This window comes from Nocardioides marmoriginsengisoli, assembly GCF_003725695.1.
In the GTDB taxonomy this organism is placed as follows: domain Bacteria; phylum Actinomycetota; class Actinomycetes; order Propionibacteriales; family Nocardioidaceae; genus Marmoricola; species Marmoricola marmoriginsengisoli.
In genome coordinates, this window is record NZ_RJSE01000003.1 from 160,990 (window position 1) to 178,396 (window position 17,407).

General features: G+C 71.9%; 12 protein-coding genes. 3 read left to right on the plus strand and 9 right to left on the minus strand.

What is annotated here, in order from left to right; genetic code table 11:
• The first annotated feature begins 76 nt into the window (after positions 1 to 76).
• Complete coding sequence (locus EFK50_RS02770) at positions 77 to 310, plus strand: hypothetical protein (protein ID WP_123226025.1); 234 nt, start codon at positions 77 to 79, stop codon at positions 308 to 310.
• On the opposite strand, the gene EFK50_RS02775 is transcribed toward EFK50_RS02770, so the two are convergent.
• From EFK50_RS02775 to rpsA, 3 genes are all read right to left on the minus strand, one after another.
• Positions 232 to 1,632, minus strand: a complete 1,401-nt coding sequence (locus EFK50_RS02775; protein ID WP_123226026.1) for a GDSL-type esterase/lipase family protein — start codon at positions 1,630 to 1,632, stop codon at positions 232 to 234. The genes EFK50_RS02770 and EFK50_RS02775 overlap by 79 nt on opposite strands.
• Positions 1,629 to 3,623, minus strand: a complete 1,995-nt coding sequence (locus tag EFK50_RS22040; protein WP_183407669.1) for an SGNH/GDSL hydrolase family protein — start codon at positions 3,621 to 3,623, stop codon at positions 1,629 to 1,631. Before EFK50_RS22040 ends, EFK50_RS02775 begins: the two co-directional genes overlap by 4 nt.
• A 172-nt stretch (positions 3,624 to 3,795) precedes the next feature.
• Positions 3,796 to 5,259 (minus strand): 30S ribosomal protein S1, encoded by a 1,464-nt coding sequence (rpsA, locus tag EFK50_RS02785; protein ID WP_123226027.1) that lies wholly within the window; start codon positions 5,257 to 5,259, stop codon positions 3,796 to 3,798.
• Positions 5,260 to 5,483: 224 nt separating this feature from the next.
• On the opposite strand from rpsA, the gene EFK50_RS02790 reads away from it, so the two are divergent.
• On the plus strand, positions 5,484 to 6,311 hold the full coding sequence (locus EFK50_RS02790; RefSeq protein ID WP_123226028.1) for a class I SAM-dependent methyltransferase: 828 nt from the start codon (positions 5,484 to 5,486) through the stop codon (positions 6,309 to 6,311).
• Positions 6,312 to 6,368: 57 nt separating this feature from the next.
• On the opposite strand, the gene pgfA is transcribed toward EFK50_RS02790, so the two are convergent.
• Positions 6,369 to 7,331 carry a cell envelope lipid trafficking protein PgfA gene (pgfA, locus tag EFK50_RS02795; RefSeq protein WP_123226029.1) on the minus strand — a complete coding sequence of 321 codons (963 nt, stop codon included), beginning with the start codon at positions 7,329 to 7,331 and terminating at the stop codon, positions 6,369 to 6,371.
• A gap of 153 nt (positions 7,332 to 7,484) precedes the next feature.
• A complete protein-coding gene (locus EFK50_RS02800; RefSeq protein ID WP_246004000.1) occupies positions 7,485 to 8,177 on the minus strand; it encodes a class I SAM-dependent methyltransferase in 693 nt (230 codons plus the stop codon).
• A 161-nt stretch (positions 8,178 to 8,338) separates the two neighbouring features.
• On the opposite strand from EFK50_RS02800, the gene EFK50_RS02805 reads away from it, so the two are divergent.
• Complete coding sequence (locus EFK50_RS02805) at positions 8,339 to 9,424, plus strand: glycosyltransferase family 4 protein (protein WP_183407670.1); 1,086 nt, start codon at positions 8,339 to 8,341, stop codon at positions 9,422 to 9,424.
• Positions 9,425 to 9,514: 90 nt separating this feature from the next.
• Here EFK50_RS02805 and EFK50_RS02810 read toward each other — a convergent pair whose 3' ends face one another.
• Genes EFK50_RS02810 through EFK50_RS02825 form a run of 4 tightly spaced genes read right to left on the minus strand, consistent with a single transcriptional unit; the run spans position 9,515 to position 17,404 of the window.
• Positions 9,515 to 9,736: a hypothetical protein gene (locus EFK50_RS02810; RefSeq protein WP_123226032.1), complete on the minus strand. Its 222-nt coding sequence runs from the start codon at positions 9,734 to 9,736 to the stop codon at positions 9,515 to 9,517.
• A gap of 39 nt (positions 9,737 to 9,775) precedes the next feature.
• Positions 9,776 to 11,509 (minus strand): MmpA family trehalose lipid delivery protein, encoded by a 1,734-nt coding sequence (locus EFK50_RS02815; RefSeq protein WP_148046030.1) that lies wholly within the window; start codon positions 11,507 to 11,509, stop codon positions 9,776 to 9,778.
• On the minus strand, positions 11,506 to 13,338 hold the full coding sequence (locus tag EFK50_RS02820) for a hypothetical protein (RefSeq protein ID WP_148046031.1): 1,833 nt from the start codon (positions 13,336 to 13,338) through the stop codon (positions 11,506 to 11,508). The genes EFK50_RS02815 and EFK50_RS02820 overlap by 4 nt, the downstream gene beginning before the upstream one ends.
• The gene (locus tag EFK50_RS02825) at positions 13,331 to 17,404 is read right to left on the minus strand and encodes an alpha-(1->3)-arabinofuranosyltransferase domain-containing protein (RefSeq protein ID WP_183407671.1); all 4,074 of its coding nucleotides are present in this window, start codon (positions 17,402 to 17,404) and stop codon (positions 13,331 to 13,333) included. The genes EFK50_RS02820 and EFK50_RS02825 overlap by 8 nt, the downstream gene beginning before the upstream one ends.
• Positions 17,405 to 17,407 lie beyond the last annotated feature (3 nt).

Genomic DNA, 17,407 nt, shown 5'->3' on the forward strand with positions numbered 1-17,407 from the left:
AAGTTGGCAGAATATCGAGGGCCACTGTCATTCCTGCCACTGTTGGCAGGAATCAAACTAGCGCAGGATTACTGCCATGAACGAGATCCTGATCAACGCCATGACCGTCCTGGTCCTGCTCGCAGGACTTGCCGCCACCGTCGCCTGGGCCCGGAAGGACGTGTTCGCCGGCCCCGGGGTCGGCCACCGCCCGGCCGACCCGATCGGTCCGGGCACCGACCCGGACCTGCCTCAGCGGACCCTGAACCGGGCCACGGACGAGGTGCGCCCGGCGCCGTACGAGCTCCACTCGACCACCGCGACCGCGTAGCGCCGGCCCGGGACCAGCCGCTTGCTGGTCAGCGCGGTCGACCTCGTCCAGCCGGCGGTCCGCCAGCTGCCGCCGACCGACCGGATCCGGACCTGGTAGCGGGTCGCCTCTGGCCCCCGCCCCCAGCTGACCCGGATCCGGTGCTTGGCCGCCGACCGCAGCGACGGAGCCGCCAGCGGGCGCAGGTCGATCCGCACCGGCGCCGAGAAGATGTCCGTCGCGACGGCCGAACCCTTGGCCGCCTGCACCCGGAACTCGTACCGGTGCGCGGCCAGCCCGGAGAACGTCGCACCCCGGCTCCAGCGCTCGTCGTCCACCTTCCGCCAGCCGGTCCCCGTCGAGAGGTCCCGGCGGTAGAGGATCTCCCGGTCCGCGCCGATCGGGAACGTCCAGGACAGCCCGACGGCACCGCGGGCACGGCTGACGATCTTCACCGCGCCCGGTCGCCGCGGCCCGAGCTGCTGCACCGGGATCGGACGTGGCAGCTGCTTCACGGCGGGCTCCAGGGCGTGCAGGCCGTCGGCGACGTCCCAGGCCAGGTGCATCTCGCCGTTGGCGTTCGGGTGGAAGCCGTCCCAGGTGTCGGTGGCGTCCCGCCAGTCGGCGCTGAGGTCGACCACGCCGACAGGATCCGCCAGGGTCGTCAGGCCCGCGACGGCGGTCTCGAGCTTGGCGTTGTACTCGATCGACGCCGGTACCAGCCGGGCGACGGTCACCATCGCGACCGGAGTTCCCGGACTCGCCTCCCGGACCTGGGCGATGAACGCCTTCGCGCTCTCGACCACCTGGTCCGGGGTGTAGCCGTGGTGGCCGAAGGGCGCGGCGGCGTCGTACTCCTTCAGGTCGTTGGCGCCCATGAACCCGACCACCACGTCCGGCTGGTAGGTCTGGGTGGCCCAGGCGACCTCCGAGCGTTGCGGCGTCGCCGCGTCCCAGGTCGCAGGCCTCAGCGTCGCCGCGAGGTCCTTGCCCCCGGTCGCGAAGTGCTCGCGCTGGTTGAAGCACGGGTCGGCGTACAGCTTGTTGTCGAAGACCGGCGAGTCCCAGGTCCCGATCAGGCCGGTGTAGGGGCCGACGAAGTCGATGTTCACGCCCTGCCTGCGCTGCTCCTGCCAGAACCGGTAGCGCCAGGTGAAGTCACCGGCGTGCTGGTGCGTCATCGAGTCGCCGACCACCAGCACCTTCACGGTCGGCTTGCCCGGCAGCGGCGCGTTGTCGCAGGTTGCCGCGTCCGCCGGTTGCAGGACGGCGAGCGGGGTCAGCACCAGGGCGAGCGCCGCTGCGGCCGCTCCCCGGCTCACCCGCCTCGGGTGTCGCGTCATCTCGCCTTGTACGACGACACGACCGACCACGGCCCGGCCACGAAGCTGTCGTACCCGCGTGCCCGGACCTTGTAGGTCTTGCCCTTCTTGGTCGCGAAGCTCAGCCACCCGCGACTCGTGGAGAACTGGACCATCCGCCAGGCCTTGGCGCCCGGCGCGCGGTACTGGATCTCGTACCCGGTCGCGTGCGTGACCGCAACCCAGGTGGCCCGGAACCGCTTGCCAGACTTCTTGATCTTCGCCTTGGCGGGCGCCTTGAGCGGGAACGCCTTCGCGGTGCCCTTGACCTCGGCCGAGGTCGGCCCGATCTCGGGCGGCACCTGCCGGCCGGCAGCGACGCTGAAGGCGTAAGTACGCCCGGCGATCAGGTTCGGCACCGTGTACTTGTTCTCGAAGGCGAGCAGGCTGACCGACTTCGCCCCGAACCTGACGGTGACGTAGTAGCCGTTCGCACCCGGAACCACGTTCCACTTCAGCGCCACCTGGTGCGCACCCGGCGTGGCGGTCAGACCGGTGACCTTGGTCAGCGGCACCGGTGGGGTCGTCGTGGGCGTGCCAGTGGGAGTGCCGGTGGGCGTTCCCGTTGGGGTCCCGGTGGGCGTGCCGGTCGGCGTGCCGGTCGGCGTGCCCGTCGGCGTTCCTGTGGGAGTTCCCGTGGGGGTCTCCGTGGGAGTCCCGGTCGGCGTACCCGTGGGCGTCCCGGTCGGCGGGGTGCCGCCGACGGTGACCACGTTGGAGGCCACCGTGGTGGAGTACTGCACCGGCGCCCCGAGCTGGAACAGGATCAGGGTGCCCTTGGCCGAGACCACCCGGTACTCGTAGCTCTTCTCCGGGTCGCGGAAGGTGTCCACGAACGTCCCCGCGTACGGCGGCCCGGCCGCGCCGCTGGTCACCGTCACCGGAGTCGGGAAGGTCCCCCAGTCGACCGCGCCGACCACTCTGCGCTGGACCGCGGCCTGGATCGCTCCGACCGGCAAGGTCCAGCTCAGGGTGACGTTGGTGCCGTCGGCCACGGGCTGTGCCAGCACGGCCGGGTCCCGGGGTCCCACCGGCAGGGCCGGGTCGGGGATCGGCAGCCCCGCCACCGGGCCCACCCCCAGCAGCCGCAGCCCGACGGCCACCTGCGAGGCGAAGGTGACCTCGCCCTGCGGGTTCGGGTGCACGCTGTCGTAGGTCAGCGCCGGCGTGTTCCAGCCCTGCGCGACACTGGCCGCGGCCACGACGCTCTGCCCCGCCGACCAGCCTCCGGCGGCGGCGAGCAGCTTGGTGTTGTACTCCGCGATCGCCGGCGAGCCGGAGCCCTTGTAGGGCAGCGTCAGGAACAGGATCTTGATCTTGCCGTTCGCTGCCTGGGCCTGGTCGGCGACGTCGCCGGCCACCCCGATCAGCTGGTCGGCGGTCAGCGCCGGGACCGGCGTGCAGCTCGGCGTGCTCGGCGGGCAGGTCTTGCCGACCAGGTCGTTCAGCCCGGCCGCGACGATCAGCACGGCGGTGCCGCCGGTCGCCGCGGCGGCGTAGTCGCCGACCATCTTGTTGACGATGGTCGCCGACAGCGGGTTGGCCGGGTTCGCCTTGGCCAGGTAGCTCTGCAGGAACGCACCCGGGATCGCGCCGGTGTCCTTGTCGAAGTCGCAGCGGAAGTCGTTGCTGTCACCACCGGAGACCGGGTCGATCAGCTTGTTGTACTCCCCCACCATGTCGATCGGCGTCGTCGCGGGGGACGCGTTCGCCCCGGCGTTCGTGACCAGGTGCTTCCAGAGGAAGTAGCGCCAGGTGTAGTCCCCGGCGGCGGCCCGGGTCAGCGAGTCGCCGATCGTCAGCACCTTGGTGCTGGGCGTCGTCACCGTCGGCTTGGTGATGCACTGGGCGTCCGGGACGGCACCCGTGGCCGACGGGCCGACGGTCGCGAGCACCGCGGCGGCCATCCCGGTCACCACCACTCCGGCGACGATCCGTCGTACGGTCCTGCGTGGCGCGCGCCCGTGCGTCATCTGCTCATCCCACTTTGCTCGACGATGCAGCGGAGGTGCATTCCGCTGCACGCGCCATCGTACGGACGCGACGGCGGGACCGAGACCGATTTCAACCGATCGCCGCCGGGCGCAAAAGCAGACGAGCCCGGACCTCGCGGTCCGGGCTCGTCCGTTCAGACGTGCTGGGTGATCAGGAAGCCCCGCCGGTGAGCTTCTCCCGGAGCGCCTGGAGCGCCTCGTCGGAAGCCAGCGAGCCGCCCTCGGGGGCGTCGCCCTCGGTCGCAGCGTCGCTGGAGTACGACGTCGCCTCGCCCGCCTCGGCCTCGGCGACCTTGGCCTCGGCCTGCTGCTTGACGTGCGCCTCCCAGCGGGTGTGCGCCTTGGCGTACTGGTCCTCCCAGACCTTGCGCTGCTCGTCGTAGCCCTCGAGCCACTCGCCCGTGTCGGGGTCGAAGCCCTCGGGGTAGATGTAGTTGCCCTGCTCGTCGTACGACGCGGTCATGCCGTACAGGGTCGGGTCGAAGTCCTCGGCCTCGGCAGCGGCGGTGGTCTCGTTCGCCTGCTTCAGCGAGAGCGAGATCCGGCGACGCTCGAGGTCGATGTCGATGATCTTGACCATGACGTCGTCGTTGACCTGGACGACCTGCTCCGGGATCTCCACGTGGCGCTCGGCCAGCTCGGAGATGTGCACCAGGCCTTCGATGCCCTCCTCGACGCGGACGAACGAACCGAAGGGCACCAGCTTGGTGACCTTGCCCGGCACGATCTGGCCGATCTGGTGGGTCCGGGCGAAGTGCTGCCACGGGTCCTCCTGCGTCGCCTTGAGCGACAGCGACACGCGCTCGCGCTCCATGTCGACGTCGAGCACCTCGACGGTGACCTCGTCGCCGACCGTGACGACCTCGGACGGGTGGTCGATGTGCTTCCAGGACAGCTCCGAGACGTGGACGAGACCGTCGACGCCGCCGAGGTCCACGAACGCACCGAAGTTGACGATGGAGGACACGACGCCCTTGCGGATCTGGCCCTTCGTCAGCTGGGTCAGGAAGCCGTGGCGAACCTCGGACTGGGTCTGCTCGAGCCACGCACGACGCGAGAGCACGACGTTGTTGCGGTTCTTGTCCAGCTCGATGATCTTGGCTTCGAGCTTCTGGCCGACATACGGCTGCAGGTCGCGCACGCGGCGCATCTCGACCAGCGACGCGGGCAGGAAGCCGCGCAGGCCGATGTCCAGGATCAGGCCGCCCTTGACGACCTCGATGACGGTGCCCTCGACGACGCCGTCCTCCTCCTTGACCTGCTCGATGGTGCCCCAGGCGCGCTCGTACTGGGCGCGCTTCTTGGACAGGATCAGACGACCTTCCTTGTCCTCCTTCTGGAGGACGAGGGCCTCGACCGAGTCACCCACCTGGACGACCTCGTTCGGGTCGACGTCGTGCTTGATGGAGAGCTCACGGGAGGGGATGACGCCTTCGGTCTTGTAACCGATGTCGAGGAGGACCTCGTCGCGGTCGACCTTGACGATGACGCCTTCGACGATGTCACCGTCGTTGAAGAACTTGATGGTCGCATCGATGGCTGCGAGGAAGTCTTCTTCCGAGCCGATGTCGTTGATCGCGACCTGAGGTGCGTCGGAGTAGAGGATGGAAGTCATAAGGGAAATAGATCCTTGGTGGACAGAAGTTGTGCGGACGCGCGGAAAGCCGGTTTCACCATCACGAAATGTTGTGTTCGCTTGCCCGGCGGAGAACCGCGGGCCGACAGCGAGCTAGAGGCTGCTAGGTCTGAGACTCGAGCGGCTTCTTGCGCACCGACAAGAGTACGGCGTTCCGGGCACTCCCGTCCAACCGCCGGGGCCCCGGCTGCCATGATCTCCCCATGACCGCCGATGCATCACCCCCGGCGCGGCCGGTCCGCGCGGAGCGCCGGCCCGTCGACGAGCAGGACTCCTTGCAGGCGAACCGCGCCGACTGGGACCGGTACGCCGACGAGTACCAGGCCACCCACGGCGAGTTCCTCGGCGACGACGGCTTCCTCTGGGGACCCGAGGGCGTGCGCGAGGACTCCCTCGGGGCGCTCGGCCCGGTGGCGGGCAAGGACGTGCTCGAGCTGGGCTGCGGCGCAGGCCAGTGCTCCCGGTGGGTGCTGCGCCACCAGGGCCGTCCGGTCGGCCTGGACGTGTCGATGCGCCAGCTCCAGCACAGCCGCCGGATCGACCTCGAGCACGGGACCGCGGTCCCGACCGTCTGCGCCGGCGCGGCCGCGATCCCGTTCACCGACGACGCGTTCGACGTGGTCTTCTCGGCGTTCGGGGCGCTCCAGTTCATCGCCGACGCGGACGCGCTGGTGACCGAGATCGCCCGGGTCACCCGGCCGGGTGGACGGCTGGCCTTCTCGGTGACGCACCCGACCCGCTGGATGTTCCCCGACGACCCGGGCGAGGGCGGTCTGCTGGCGAGCCAGTCCTACTGGGACCGGACGCCGTACGTCGAGGTCGACGACGAGACCGGCGAGACCTCGTACGTCGAGCACCACCGCACCCTCGGCGACTGGGTCCGCGCGCTGACCGCCGCCGGCTACCGCCTGGTCGACCTGATCGAGCCCGAGTGGCCCGCCGACCACGACCGGGTCTGGGGCGGCTGGAGCCGGACCCGCGGGCTGCTCACCCCGGGGACGGCGCTGTTCGTCGCCGACCTCCCGGGCTGACCCGGACAGACCGACAGCGTCCTTCCCGCCCCCAGGGCGGGAAGGACGCTGAGTCGGTCAGGCGTGCGCGTGCGCCTTCTCGCGCGTCGGCGCGGTCGCGCTCACCCGGCGGCGGCCGAGCACGATGCCGCCGACCAGCGCCAGCAGGCCGAGCACGAACGCCGCCTGCGGCACCAGGGTGCGGACCGTCTTGAGCATCGACGCCTGCGAGCCGTACTCGTCGGCGTTCTTCTTGACGGTGGCGTCGTCGTACCCGGTGGTGACCTCGGTCAGCGTCACCCGGGACTCGCCCTGGTAGTCGAGCGTCTCGCGAACACCTTCGGACCGCTTGAGGATCACGCCGGTCTCCGGCTCGACCCACAGGGTGCGGTTGTTGGAGTAGACCCGGTCGGCGGTGACGGTGTCGTCACCGGCGAGACCGAGCACGCTCAGCGGCACGTCCATCGTGGTGTAGGCGGTCGGCTCGATGTTCTGGCCGAACTTGTAGGTGTCGACGCCGTCGACCTTGGCGGTGCCGAGGTAGTCGATCGGCGCGGACTTGCGCAGCGTGCTGTCCCAGAACTGGTAGGTCTTCTTCTCGGTCTGGAACGGGAACTTCGCCGGCAGGCCGGTGTGCTTGACCGGGGTCTGCACGTCCTCCTGGTCGGAGATGTAGTCGTTGCCGCAGTTCGGCACGCCCTCGCCGGTGCGTGCGTTGAAGGTCATCCGCTCGACGTCACGGGACCGCATCACCCCGTCGGAGGACGTGGTCGACGTGGTGTTCACGTAGGTCACGGCTCCCGAGCACTTGTCCGGCGTGGTCGCGTCACCCGACGTGTTCACCTTGGTGGTGAGGTCGGTGGTGATCTCCTTGAGCGTGCCGATGTCGAACACGGTCGCGTTCGGGCCGACCAGCGTGGTGACGCTGCGCTGGTTGGCCGGCGCCACCGCGAGACGCGGGTACGCGTAGAAACGGATCATCGGCGCGAGGACGATCAGGAACGCCCCCACGGCGATCAGGACAAGACTAAAACGGCGCATTCACGCGCTCCTCCCATAGCTGCGCCACGGGCTCCCTCCCGCGACGCACTGTCGACGGTATCAGGAAACATGCCGTAAATCGGACATTCATCACTTCGTTACCTGAACCGTGACATTCCCTGGCTACCTGGTCCAGACCGGATGATCTGTGCTTCAGACGGGCTTGCGCACCACGATCCACAGGTTCCAGGTGACCAGCTCGCGGAGGAACGGGACCCGGAGCAGGAAGGCCGACCACCGCGGCAGGTAGCGCGGGCGCAGGTCCAGGACCTCCAGGTCCGGCCGCGACCGCAACCAGGCCAGCCCGTCCTTGACCGAGGCGGCGAACATCGAGGTGCCGAAGACGTTCTTCGGCGGCTTGCCGTTCTTCCGCTCGTAGCGTCGCGCCGCCCGGTGCCCGCCGAGCAGGTGCCAGGGCGAGGTCTCGTGGCCGCCCCAGGGGCCGAGCCAGATCGTGTACGAGAGCACCACGACTCCCCCGGGACGCACCACCCGGGCGATCTCGTCGGAGACGGCGCCGAGGTCGCTGACGTGCTCGAGCAGGTTGCTGGAGAACGCGAGGTCGACGGCCCCGTCGGCCAGCGGTGCCCGCTCGGCCACGCCGACGACCGAACCCGGGGTACGGCGACCGTGCAGCCGGATCTCGTCGATGTCGGCGTCGATCAGCACCGTCGTGGCGCCGGCGTCACGGAAGGCCTGCGAGTAGAAGCCCGGCCCGCCCCCGAAGTCGGCGACCGTCGCGCCGGCCAGGTCGACGTGCTCGGCGACCAGTGCGACAGCGTCGTCGGCGATCAATGAGTAGAAGCCGTCGGGGTCGGTCTGCTCGGTCAGGAACGAACGGAACAAACGGACTGATCGGGCCAGACCGGCATCTCGGCTGAAACGGACAAAGGGCACAGAAAAATGTTACCCTCACCACAGATTCGGTTTCGCACCGGGGAGGGAGAACCACTGTGCGATTCAGGGGGGAGGACGTCCAGGCTGCCCGAAAGAGCAGCGTGGTCGTCTTGAACTGGCGTGACCCTTGGCACCCGGAAGGCGGCGGCTCCGAGCTGTACGTCCACCAGGTGGCGAAGGAGTTGCGCGACTCAGGCAGAAGGCTGACCTGGGTCACTGCGTCCTACCCGGGCGCCGCCCGCGACGAGGTCGTCGACGGCATCCGCTTCATCCGCCGCGGCGGACACCTGACCATCTACCTGTGGGTGGCGTGGATGTTCCTGAGCGGCAGCCTGCGCCGTCGTACCGGCGGGGTGGACGCGGTCCTGGAGGTCCAGAACGGGATGCCGTTCCTGGCTTCCTGGCTGACCCGGTCGAAGGTCGTCGTGCTGGTGCACCACGTGCACCGCGAGCAGTGGTCGGTTGTCGGGCCGGTCCTCGCCCGCATCGGCTGGCTGCTCGAGTCGCGGGTGGCGGTGCTCGCCAACCGCGGCCACCGGTACGTCGCCGTCTCCGACGTGACCCGTCGCGAGCTCATCGACCTGGGCGTCCGGGCCGGCGACATCAGCCTCGCCTACAACGGGATGCCGCCGGTGCCGGCCTTCGAGGCGCAGGAGCGCGCCGCCGCACCGACCCTGGTCGTGCTGAGCCGGCTGGTGCCGCACAAGCAGATCGACCACGTGATCACCGCGCTGCCCGAGCTCGCCGGCGAGTTCCCGGACGTCCGGCTGCGGATCCTGGGCGACGGCTGGTGGGGCGAGCAGCTGCGCAGCCAGGCGACCGCGCTCGGCCTCGACGACCGCATCGACTTCCTGGGCCACGTCAGCGACCGGACCAAGTTCGAGGAGCTGTCCAGCGCCTGGGTGCACGTGCTGCCGTCGGTGAAGGAGGGCTGGGGGCTCTCGATCGTCGAGGCCGGCCACGTCGGCACCCCGTCGGTCGCCTACGCGAGCGCCGGCGGCGTGACCGAGGCGATCCTGGACGGCGTCACCGGGCTCCTCGCCGACGACGAGGCGGACCTGACCGTCAGGCTCGGTGCTGTCCTCCGGGACTCCCGGTTGCGCGACGAGCTCGGCCACAAGGCACTGGTCCGCTCGGGCGAATTCACCTGGGAAGCGGCGGCCCGGGTGATCGCCGGAGCGATCGACGAGGCCTGAGCAGACCTCCGGAGACACGAAAGAGGGCCCGTCGCGATTGCTCGCGACGGGCCCTCTTCGTGCACCTCAGGCGTCAGGCCCGACTGCCGATCACTCGTCGGCGTAGGTCGGCGAATTGACGTTGCTGGTGTTGGCCTTGGTGGCGTCCGGCTGCGTGACGTTGGCGGCGACCTGGGTGGTGGCCACCGCGATCGCCCCCGCCGCTACTGCGCCGGTGACACTGGCGGCGATGATCGCACCGACCGTCGCAGCCGTGCCGGAGGATGCTGCCCCGGCCGCGCCTGCGGCTCCACCGAATCCTAAGAACGACATTGGTTTCCCTCACTGTTGTACGTGCTCCCACCGCCCATGTTACCCGAGATTGTCCGGTTTGCTACGTATCCGGCGAACTGCGCAGAAGATCATGGATCCGAGAGCAAGGACGAGAGCGAGCACGTCGCCGACAACGATCAGCGGCGCGTACGAGACGCTCGGGGCGGATCGGCCGGAACCGAGGTCCAGCAGCTCCAGCTCCGGTCCCTGGTGCAGGACCGTTCCGGCCGCGCGCAGCGCCGGGTACGCCGCCGTGGACGACTCCCCTGCCGGGGCGGTCCGCTCGATCAGCACGTAGCGGATGCCGAGGTCCGCGAGCACCGGTGCCAGCGGCCGGCCGTCCCCGAGCGCGGCACCGATCCTGGCCGCCGCCCGGTCCTCCCCCGTCACCGTCCGGTCCCGGACAGCCAGGTCGTCGTTGGTGACGACCTGGCCGGGGAAGAACCGGATCGCCGGATCCAGTGCCGCCCGGTCGCCGTTCCAGGTGAACCGCTGGTAGGCGGACCAAGGCAGCACCACCGTACGGCGGTCGGCGGCGGGCCGGTCGCCGAGCACCGACGCCGCCCGGGACCACTCGGCCGGGTAACGCACCGGGTCGAGGTCGCCGGAGATCCCCCAGGCGAAGGTCGGCAGCAGCACCACCGGCAGCAGCGCGAGGGTCGCGGTGACGGCTCGCGCCGGTCCGCCCCGGGCGTCCAGCCAGCGCTGCAGCGCCTCCAGGCCGAGACCGACGCCGAGGCAGACCGCGAGGACGAGGAGCAGCAGCCACTTCTGCGAGTCGCGCAGGATGCCGGCCCCCGGGACGTGCTCGACGAGCGCCACCACGACGTCGGCGCCGACGGCCGAGGTCGGAAGGGCGGCCAGCACCCACCCGGCCCCGGCGAGGGCGAGCAGGCGTCGTACCGGGACGTCGGCGGCGCGGGCGCGCCGGACCAGGAACACCAGCCCGGCCACGGTCAGGGCCAGCGCGAGCAGCACCAGCAACCAGGCATCGCGCTCCCCCGGCACGATCGACTTCTTCCAGATCCCGCCGAAGGTCAGCAGCGAGCCCCAGGCGCCGAGCGGGGTGTCGGCGCGGGCCGCGAACGCGTGCACCCCCTCGGGGTCGGTCGGTGCCGCGTTGCCGAGCAGGCCGGGCAGCAACCACGGGAGGTTGAGGACGACGACCGCACCGAGCAGGGCCGCGGCGCGAGCGAGCCGTGCCCGCTCGGCCACCACGACGAGCGCGACCAGGGCGGCCGCGATGCCACCGGTGGGGCTGCTGAACGCCGCGACCGCGAGGGCAGGGACGACGGCGAGGACACCGCGCTCCCCCCGTCGTACGGCGAGGGCGGCGACGGTCACCCACGGCAGCGCGGCGTACCCGACCAGCAGACCCCAGTGGCCGATCGCCAGCCGCTCCAGCACCCACGGGTTCCACAGGTAGAGCACGGCGGCGCCGGTCGCGGGGATCACCGCCGCCGGCAGGAAGGCCCGCACCAGGCGCAGCATCCCGAACCCGGCGAGGACCAGCGCGAGCAGCAGCACCGCCTTCTGGAGCAGGTCCCCCGGCAGCACCTGGGTGGCCGCCGAGACGAACGCGTCGGCCGGCACCGCCCGGGGCACCGAGCCGTCGAGCCCGAGCCAGGCACCGCTCCACGGCTGCTCCGGCACGAACGTCATGTCCCCGACGAGCACGAACCCGCGGGCCAGCAGGACCGGGGCCAGCGCCAGGCAGGCCAGCGCCACGACGACCGCAGGGCCGACGACGCGGGCACCGCGGGTCGACGTCATCGCGGTTCCGGTCGGGGTACGCCGGCCGCGGCGTCGGTGAGGCACAACGTCGTCGCCGCGCTCTCCAGCGTCACCCGGAAGTTCGTGAAGCCGCCGTTCACCACCACGTCGAGCGCGTGCAGCCCGGACCTGACCGCGAACCGGTAACGCGTGCCGACCACGTCGAGGACGGCGAACCCGTCGGCGCTGGTGTAGTAGCCCAGCCGGAGCACCCAGCGCCCGTCCGGGACCTCCGCCTGCATCGGGATCAGGGTGCCGCCGGTCCGCACCGGGTAGCCGCACGCCTTGTCGTCGGACGGCTCCGTGCGCACCGGTCCCTCGAGCACGATCGGCGCCAGCGAGCCGTCGTCGCGCACCATCCGCAACGAGTGGCTGGGCAGGTCGAAGACCGGACGCTCGGGGGCCTGGCCGAGGACCGTCGAGACCCGGGCGCGGGCGCCGTACCAGGCACTGATCACGCCGTCCGGGACGCCGCCGTCGAGGAGCACCACCTGGCGGTCGGCACGGAGCGCGGCCCGCGCCGTCTCCACGTAGTGGCGGTCGTCGCGGTGGTACAGGTTGCTCGCCAGGAACCCGGTCGAGACGGCTGCCGACACGATCAGCGCCAGGCTCGCGAGCGCCGCCGTACCGGTCTCCAGGCCGCTCGCGGTCCACCTCCGGCCGCGGGCGGAGAGGTCCGGGAACGCGACCCCGCTCAGCGCTCCCGCGAGCGCGAGGGTCACCACCGCCGCCAGCTCGGCGCCGAAGCGGTGCTCCAGCCCGAGGGAGGCCACCAGGTCCGCGCGCCCGGTCAGGGCGAGCACCCCGACCGATCCGCCGACGAAGACCACCAGCATTCCCCAGCCGATCCGCGCCGTGGCACCGCCGTGCTGGGTGGTCACTCCGACCAGGCCGAGCAGCAGGGCGCCGTTCAGGGCGACGATCCAGGAGATCGGCACCAGGTAGGCGTGCGCCGGCAGGCTCCCGGTCCACGGCCCGCCGAAGACCTCGGCGAGCCCGTGCCGCAGGTAACCGGTGACGACGTCGCCGAGCTGGTCCCCCAGGTCCAGGGAGATCGGCGCTGCCTGCCACCGCAGCACGGCGTAGCCGGCGACGATCAGGATCAGTCCGACCCAGAGCTGCGGCAGGTCCCCGACGACGCGGGCGAGGCGTTGGCGCACGGTCGCCCCGGAGGCGGCCAGGAGCGCGACGCCGGCCAGCACTACCGGGTACAGGACGGCGCGCTCGTCGAAGAGCACTGCCAGCGCGACGGCGCCGACCGCCACCAGGGCCCGGCGCGGATCGTCGCCACGGATCCCCGTCAGCACGGCCCAGACGGCGACGAGCAGAAGCAGCGTCGCGCTCCAGTACTCGATCCCGAGCACCCACCACTGGGTGGACCACAAGGTCAGCGGAGCGTAGGCGAAGAGCACCAGCAGCGGCACCCGGAGCCAGCGGTCGCCGAGCAGGTGAGTGAGCACCAGCCACATCATCGCGGTGGCGCCGGTCTGCAGCGCCAGGACGACGGCGGCGGCGAGCGGCCAGTTCAACGGCGCCAGCCCGGAGACGGCCCAGACGACCGCGGAGCCGCCCGGGGAGAAGCCGCCGGCGTAGTCCCCGCCCAGCACGGCGAGGCCGTCCCGGGTGGCGGTCGAGGTGATCGCCAGGAAGTCGTCCTGGGAGAAGTAGCCGTGGCCGAGCAGCACCGTCCGCCAGAGCAGCTGGGCCGCGATCACCAGCACGGCGACGAGCCCGGCCCGGGTCGCCCAGGCCCGCGGCGTCCCGGCCGCCGCGGTCCCGGCCGCCGCGGTCCCGGTCACTGGGGTCCCGGTCATTGGGGTCTCAGTCATCCGAGTCCTCCTTCGTCGCGGTGTACGTCAGGGTCGCGAGCAGCAGGCCGATCGCGGCTCCGGTGACCAGGTCGTACGCCGACCAGGACGTCCGGACGTCGATCCGGGCGGTGACCGCCGCGGCGATCCCGGCCACCGCGATCAGGGCGACCGCCGCCCAGCGCACCAGTGCCGGACGCCGGCGCAGCAGCAGGCCGCCGGCGGTGCCGACCAGCAGCGGGACCCCGCCGGCGATCCCGGCGAGCGCCACCAGCGCGATCCCGAACCGGCCGGCCGGGAGCGGCCGCGCGAGCCCCTCGGGAAGCTCCACGGTCGACCGGGCCCGGCGCCGTTCGCGGAGCCCGACGACCAGCGCACCGACCAGGAGCAGGAGCCCGGCGATGCCGCCGAGCAGCAGGAACAGCCGGTACGTCGAGTCCGGGGTGTAGACGAGGTGCACCAGGCCGCCCGCCCCGGCCGGGACGCGGTAGCCCTGCTGCCAGCCGTCCGGTGCGACCTGCTCGAGCACCTTGCCGTCCAGGGTGGCCCGCCAGCCGGCGTTCAGGTTCTCCGGGATCCTCAGGATCGCGGCCTCACCCGGACCGACGTACACGCTCCGGTCGGTCGACTGCCAGCGCCGGATCTCGGTGGTGCGGGTGCCGACCGTCGGCGACGGGTTCGCGTCGGCGGCGGTGAGCGCGACGGTGGTGGGCACGAAGCGGTCCGTCGAGCCGACGGTCAGGGTGTGCGTGCCCGCGCTCAGCTCGACCGGGTCGCCGCAGGCGCTCAACCGGAGGGCGCCGCCGTCGAGCACGTCGCCGATCCGGCCGGTCACCCGGGTGCGCACCGTCCGGCCGTCGACGACCACCTCCGGGCCGAGCCCGCACTGCGCCCCGGTCGCCGCGGACGGGGCCGGCGCGTAGGTCAGCTTCTCGATGCCGTCGATCGCGAGCTCGCCGATGCCGAGCGGGCGGGGGTCCCCCGGGCTGGCCGGGAACGTGATCGTGACGTGGTCGGTGCGCAGCGGCTCGAAGAAGCCCAGCCCGCCCGAGCCGAGGTCCACCTCGCGGCGCTGGCCGTCGGCCTCCAGCACCGCCCGGGACGCGGAGCGCGCGTTCCCGCCGGCAGCGATCACCCGCAGCCGGGTCAGAGTCCGGGGCTTCTTCCAGCTCAGCTCCAGGGACTGCTGCTGCTCGCCACGGGCCGCGAGCCAGGGCGTGCCCGGGTCGCCGTCGAAGGCGAACTGCCCGGAGACCGCCGGGTCGTCGGCGAGGACCGACGAGGCCACCACGCCGACCTGGCCGGCCAGCGGCAGCAGCAGCGCCGCGGTGCTCGCCGACGACCGCGCGGTGACGGTGCCGGTCAGCGTCCAGGTGCCCGGCGTCGTGGTGGTGAAGGTCCGGTTGAGCCCGGAGGCCTCCTCCGCCGGACGGGCGTCCTCGGCGTCGCAGTCCAGGCCGAGGTCACCGGTCACGCAGGCTCGGCGCTCGGGCTGGGCCCGGAAGACGAAGTCGGTCGCACCGTCGGCACCGTCGGGCGGGACCACCAGGGTGCGCCCGAGGGCCAGCCCCGGGAAGCCGATGTCGCGGATCGCGATCACGCCGAACTCGTGCTCGCCGTAGGTGTCGAGGATCGTGACCCGGACCGTCCGTACGGCGGCACCGGAGAGCGTCACCCGGACGACGCCGGTAGCCGGATCGACGGCGTGCTCGCTGACCTGGCCGTCGGCGGCGACCCGGATCCGGCGGACCGGCAGGCCGCTGAACCCGTCGACCCCGACGGTGACGTCGACGTACGGCAGCGGCTGGGGGCGCTTCAAGCGAACCTGGAGCCACTGACCGTCGGGATGCTCCAGGGGGGCCGAGCGCCAGTAGGTGTCGGCGACGCCGTCGACCGCGGAGTAGGGGCCGAGCTCGGGGCGGACCGCGCCGAGGGTGTCGGCGTAGCCGGACGACGAGGACGCCGAGAGCGCACTGATCTCGGGATACGACGCGGCGATCCGCGCGACGCCGTCGACCCCCGGGTAGTCATGGGCGGCACGCTTGTTCCGGTACCTCTCGGCGGTCGTCATGACCTGGCTCAGCGAGTCCCGCAACCGGCCGAACTGGCGCTCCCGCAACCGGTAGCCGTCGGCCACCAGGTCCGGCGCCCGGGAGTCCGCGGCGGTCGGGGTCTGGATCAGCACCGGCCGGCGGGCATCGAGGTCACCGGCCTCCATCAGCGTGATCAGGTCCTCGGGACCGCCGGCGACGGTCGCGGTCGACGCGGACTCGACGGCTTCGACCACGGGCACGTTCCGGCGGACGGCGTACACGCTGATCGAGTCCTGGTCGCCGAGGCCGGTCGAGCCGAACCCGGCCACCTCCTCGAGACCCGGGCTCTGCGCGATCGCCTGGTCCACGGTCGAGGTCGACGGTGCGTCGCTGGCGTAGAGGTCCAGGTCGCGCCGGACCACGACGTACCCGATGCCGGACCGGGCGAGCACGTCGGCCAGCGCCGGCGATCCGCGGCCGTCGATGATCCGGTCCTCGATCGAGTCCAGGAACCTGATCGTCGGTCCGGGCACCAGCGGCACCTGGCTGCGGCTGACCCACGGACTGCGGGCGAGCCCCTGGATCGGCTCGTCGATGGTCCAGCCCCAGGTCTGCTGACCGAAGCCGGAGCCGGGCAGCACCAGCGCCCGCCGGCCGTCCGCGTGCTTCGCGAGGTAGTCGGTGGTCTGCTCCCAGGCCCGCGGTACGGCGTCCCAACCCGGCTTGCGCAGCGTGCCCTCGAACAACGGCAGGGCCGAGGCGGCCAGCAGCGCGACCGCCAGCACCGGCACCGCCCACCGCAGCGGCCGCGGCAGCCGGAGACGTACGGCGGCGCGACCGCCCGAGCGGGCACGGACACCGGCAGCGAGCAGGCCGACGCCGTGGGCGAAACCGAGCGCCAGCGGGAGCCGGACGAGCGGATCGACCTTGTGCACGTTGCGCAACGGCGCCAGCGATCCGTCCAGCAGGCTCGCGACGGCACCGGAGATCGGGCTGCCGGCCGTCGAGCCGTGCGCGATCGTGAGCAGCACCAGGCCGAGCAGCGCGCTGAGCGCCAGCGGCACCCGGGCCGGCATGCTCGGGTGGAAGAGCCCGGCCAGGCTGAGGGCGCCGACGACCGCGGTCAGGGCGATCAGCACCGGCATCGTGGCCAGGTCGAACGCGCCCGGCCACCAGGGCTCACCGCCGACCTGGATGAATCCGAGCCAGTGGTCGGCGCCGCGGGTGGCGTTGGTCCAGCCGAGCGGGTGCGTGGTCGCCGCGGCGGTCTCGATGTAGTCCAGGAACGGCGGGCTGTACTTGCCGAGCACCAGCAGCGGAAGCATCCACCAGGCGCAGGCCAGCGCGACCGCGCCGACCCACCACGCCGAGAGCCGCCGGCCGAGCGTCGTCCCCAGCGAGCAGGCGAGCAGCAGAGCCGGTAGCGGCAGCGTGGCGAGCACCTCGACGGCGTTGACGCCGCCCATGCAGAGCACGGCGACGCCGGAGAGCAGGGCGCCCAGTCGGGGTGAGTACCGGCCGCGCAGGGCCAGCACCAGCGGCAGCACCACCCACGGCAGCACGGCGGTCGGGAGCACCTCGGCGGTCAGCACCCCGCTCAGGCCGAGCAGCCGCGGCGCGAACGCGTAGGCGAGGCCGGCCACGATCGGCAGCCAGTCGGAAGCCGGGCCGGATGGCCCGCGCACGCCCCAGGCCCGGAACAGCCGCCGGGCGCCGTCGTACGCGACGATCAGGACCAGGGCCGACCAGGAGCGCTGGACGACCCAGTCCGGGATCCCGAGCAGGTCGCCGCCGAGGAAGAAGGTGCCCTGCGGGAACAGGTAGCCGTAGGCCTGGTTCTGCAGCTCGCCGAAGGAGAGCTCCGGGTTCCACAGGTGCAGGGTCGCGCGCAGGAACGCCCCCGGGTCGGCGGTCAGGTCGAACTTGGTGTCGAAGGTGGTCGACCCCGGGCGCTGCAGGAAGCTCAGGAGGCCGAGGGCGAGGACGACCAGCAGGTGTGCCCGGGACGCGCGGGACACCCGCGCCTCCGGGGCGCGCGAACGGGCCGACGACACCAG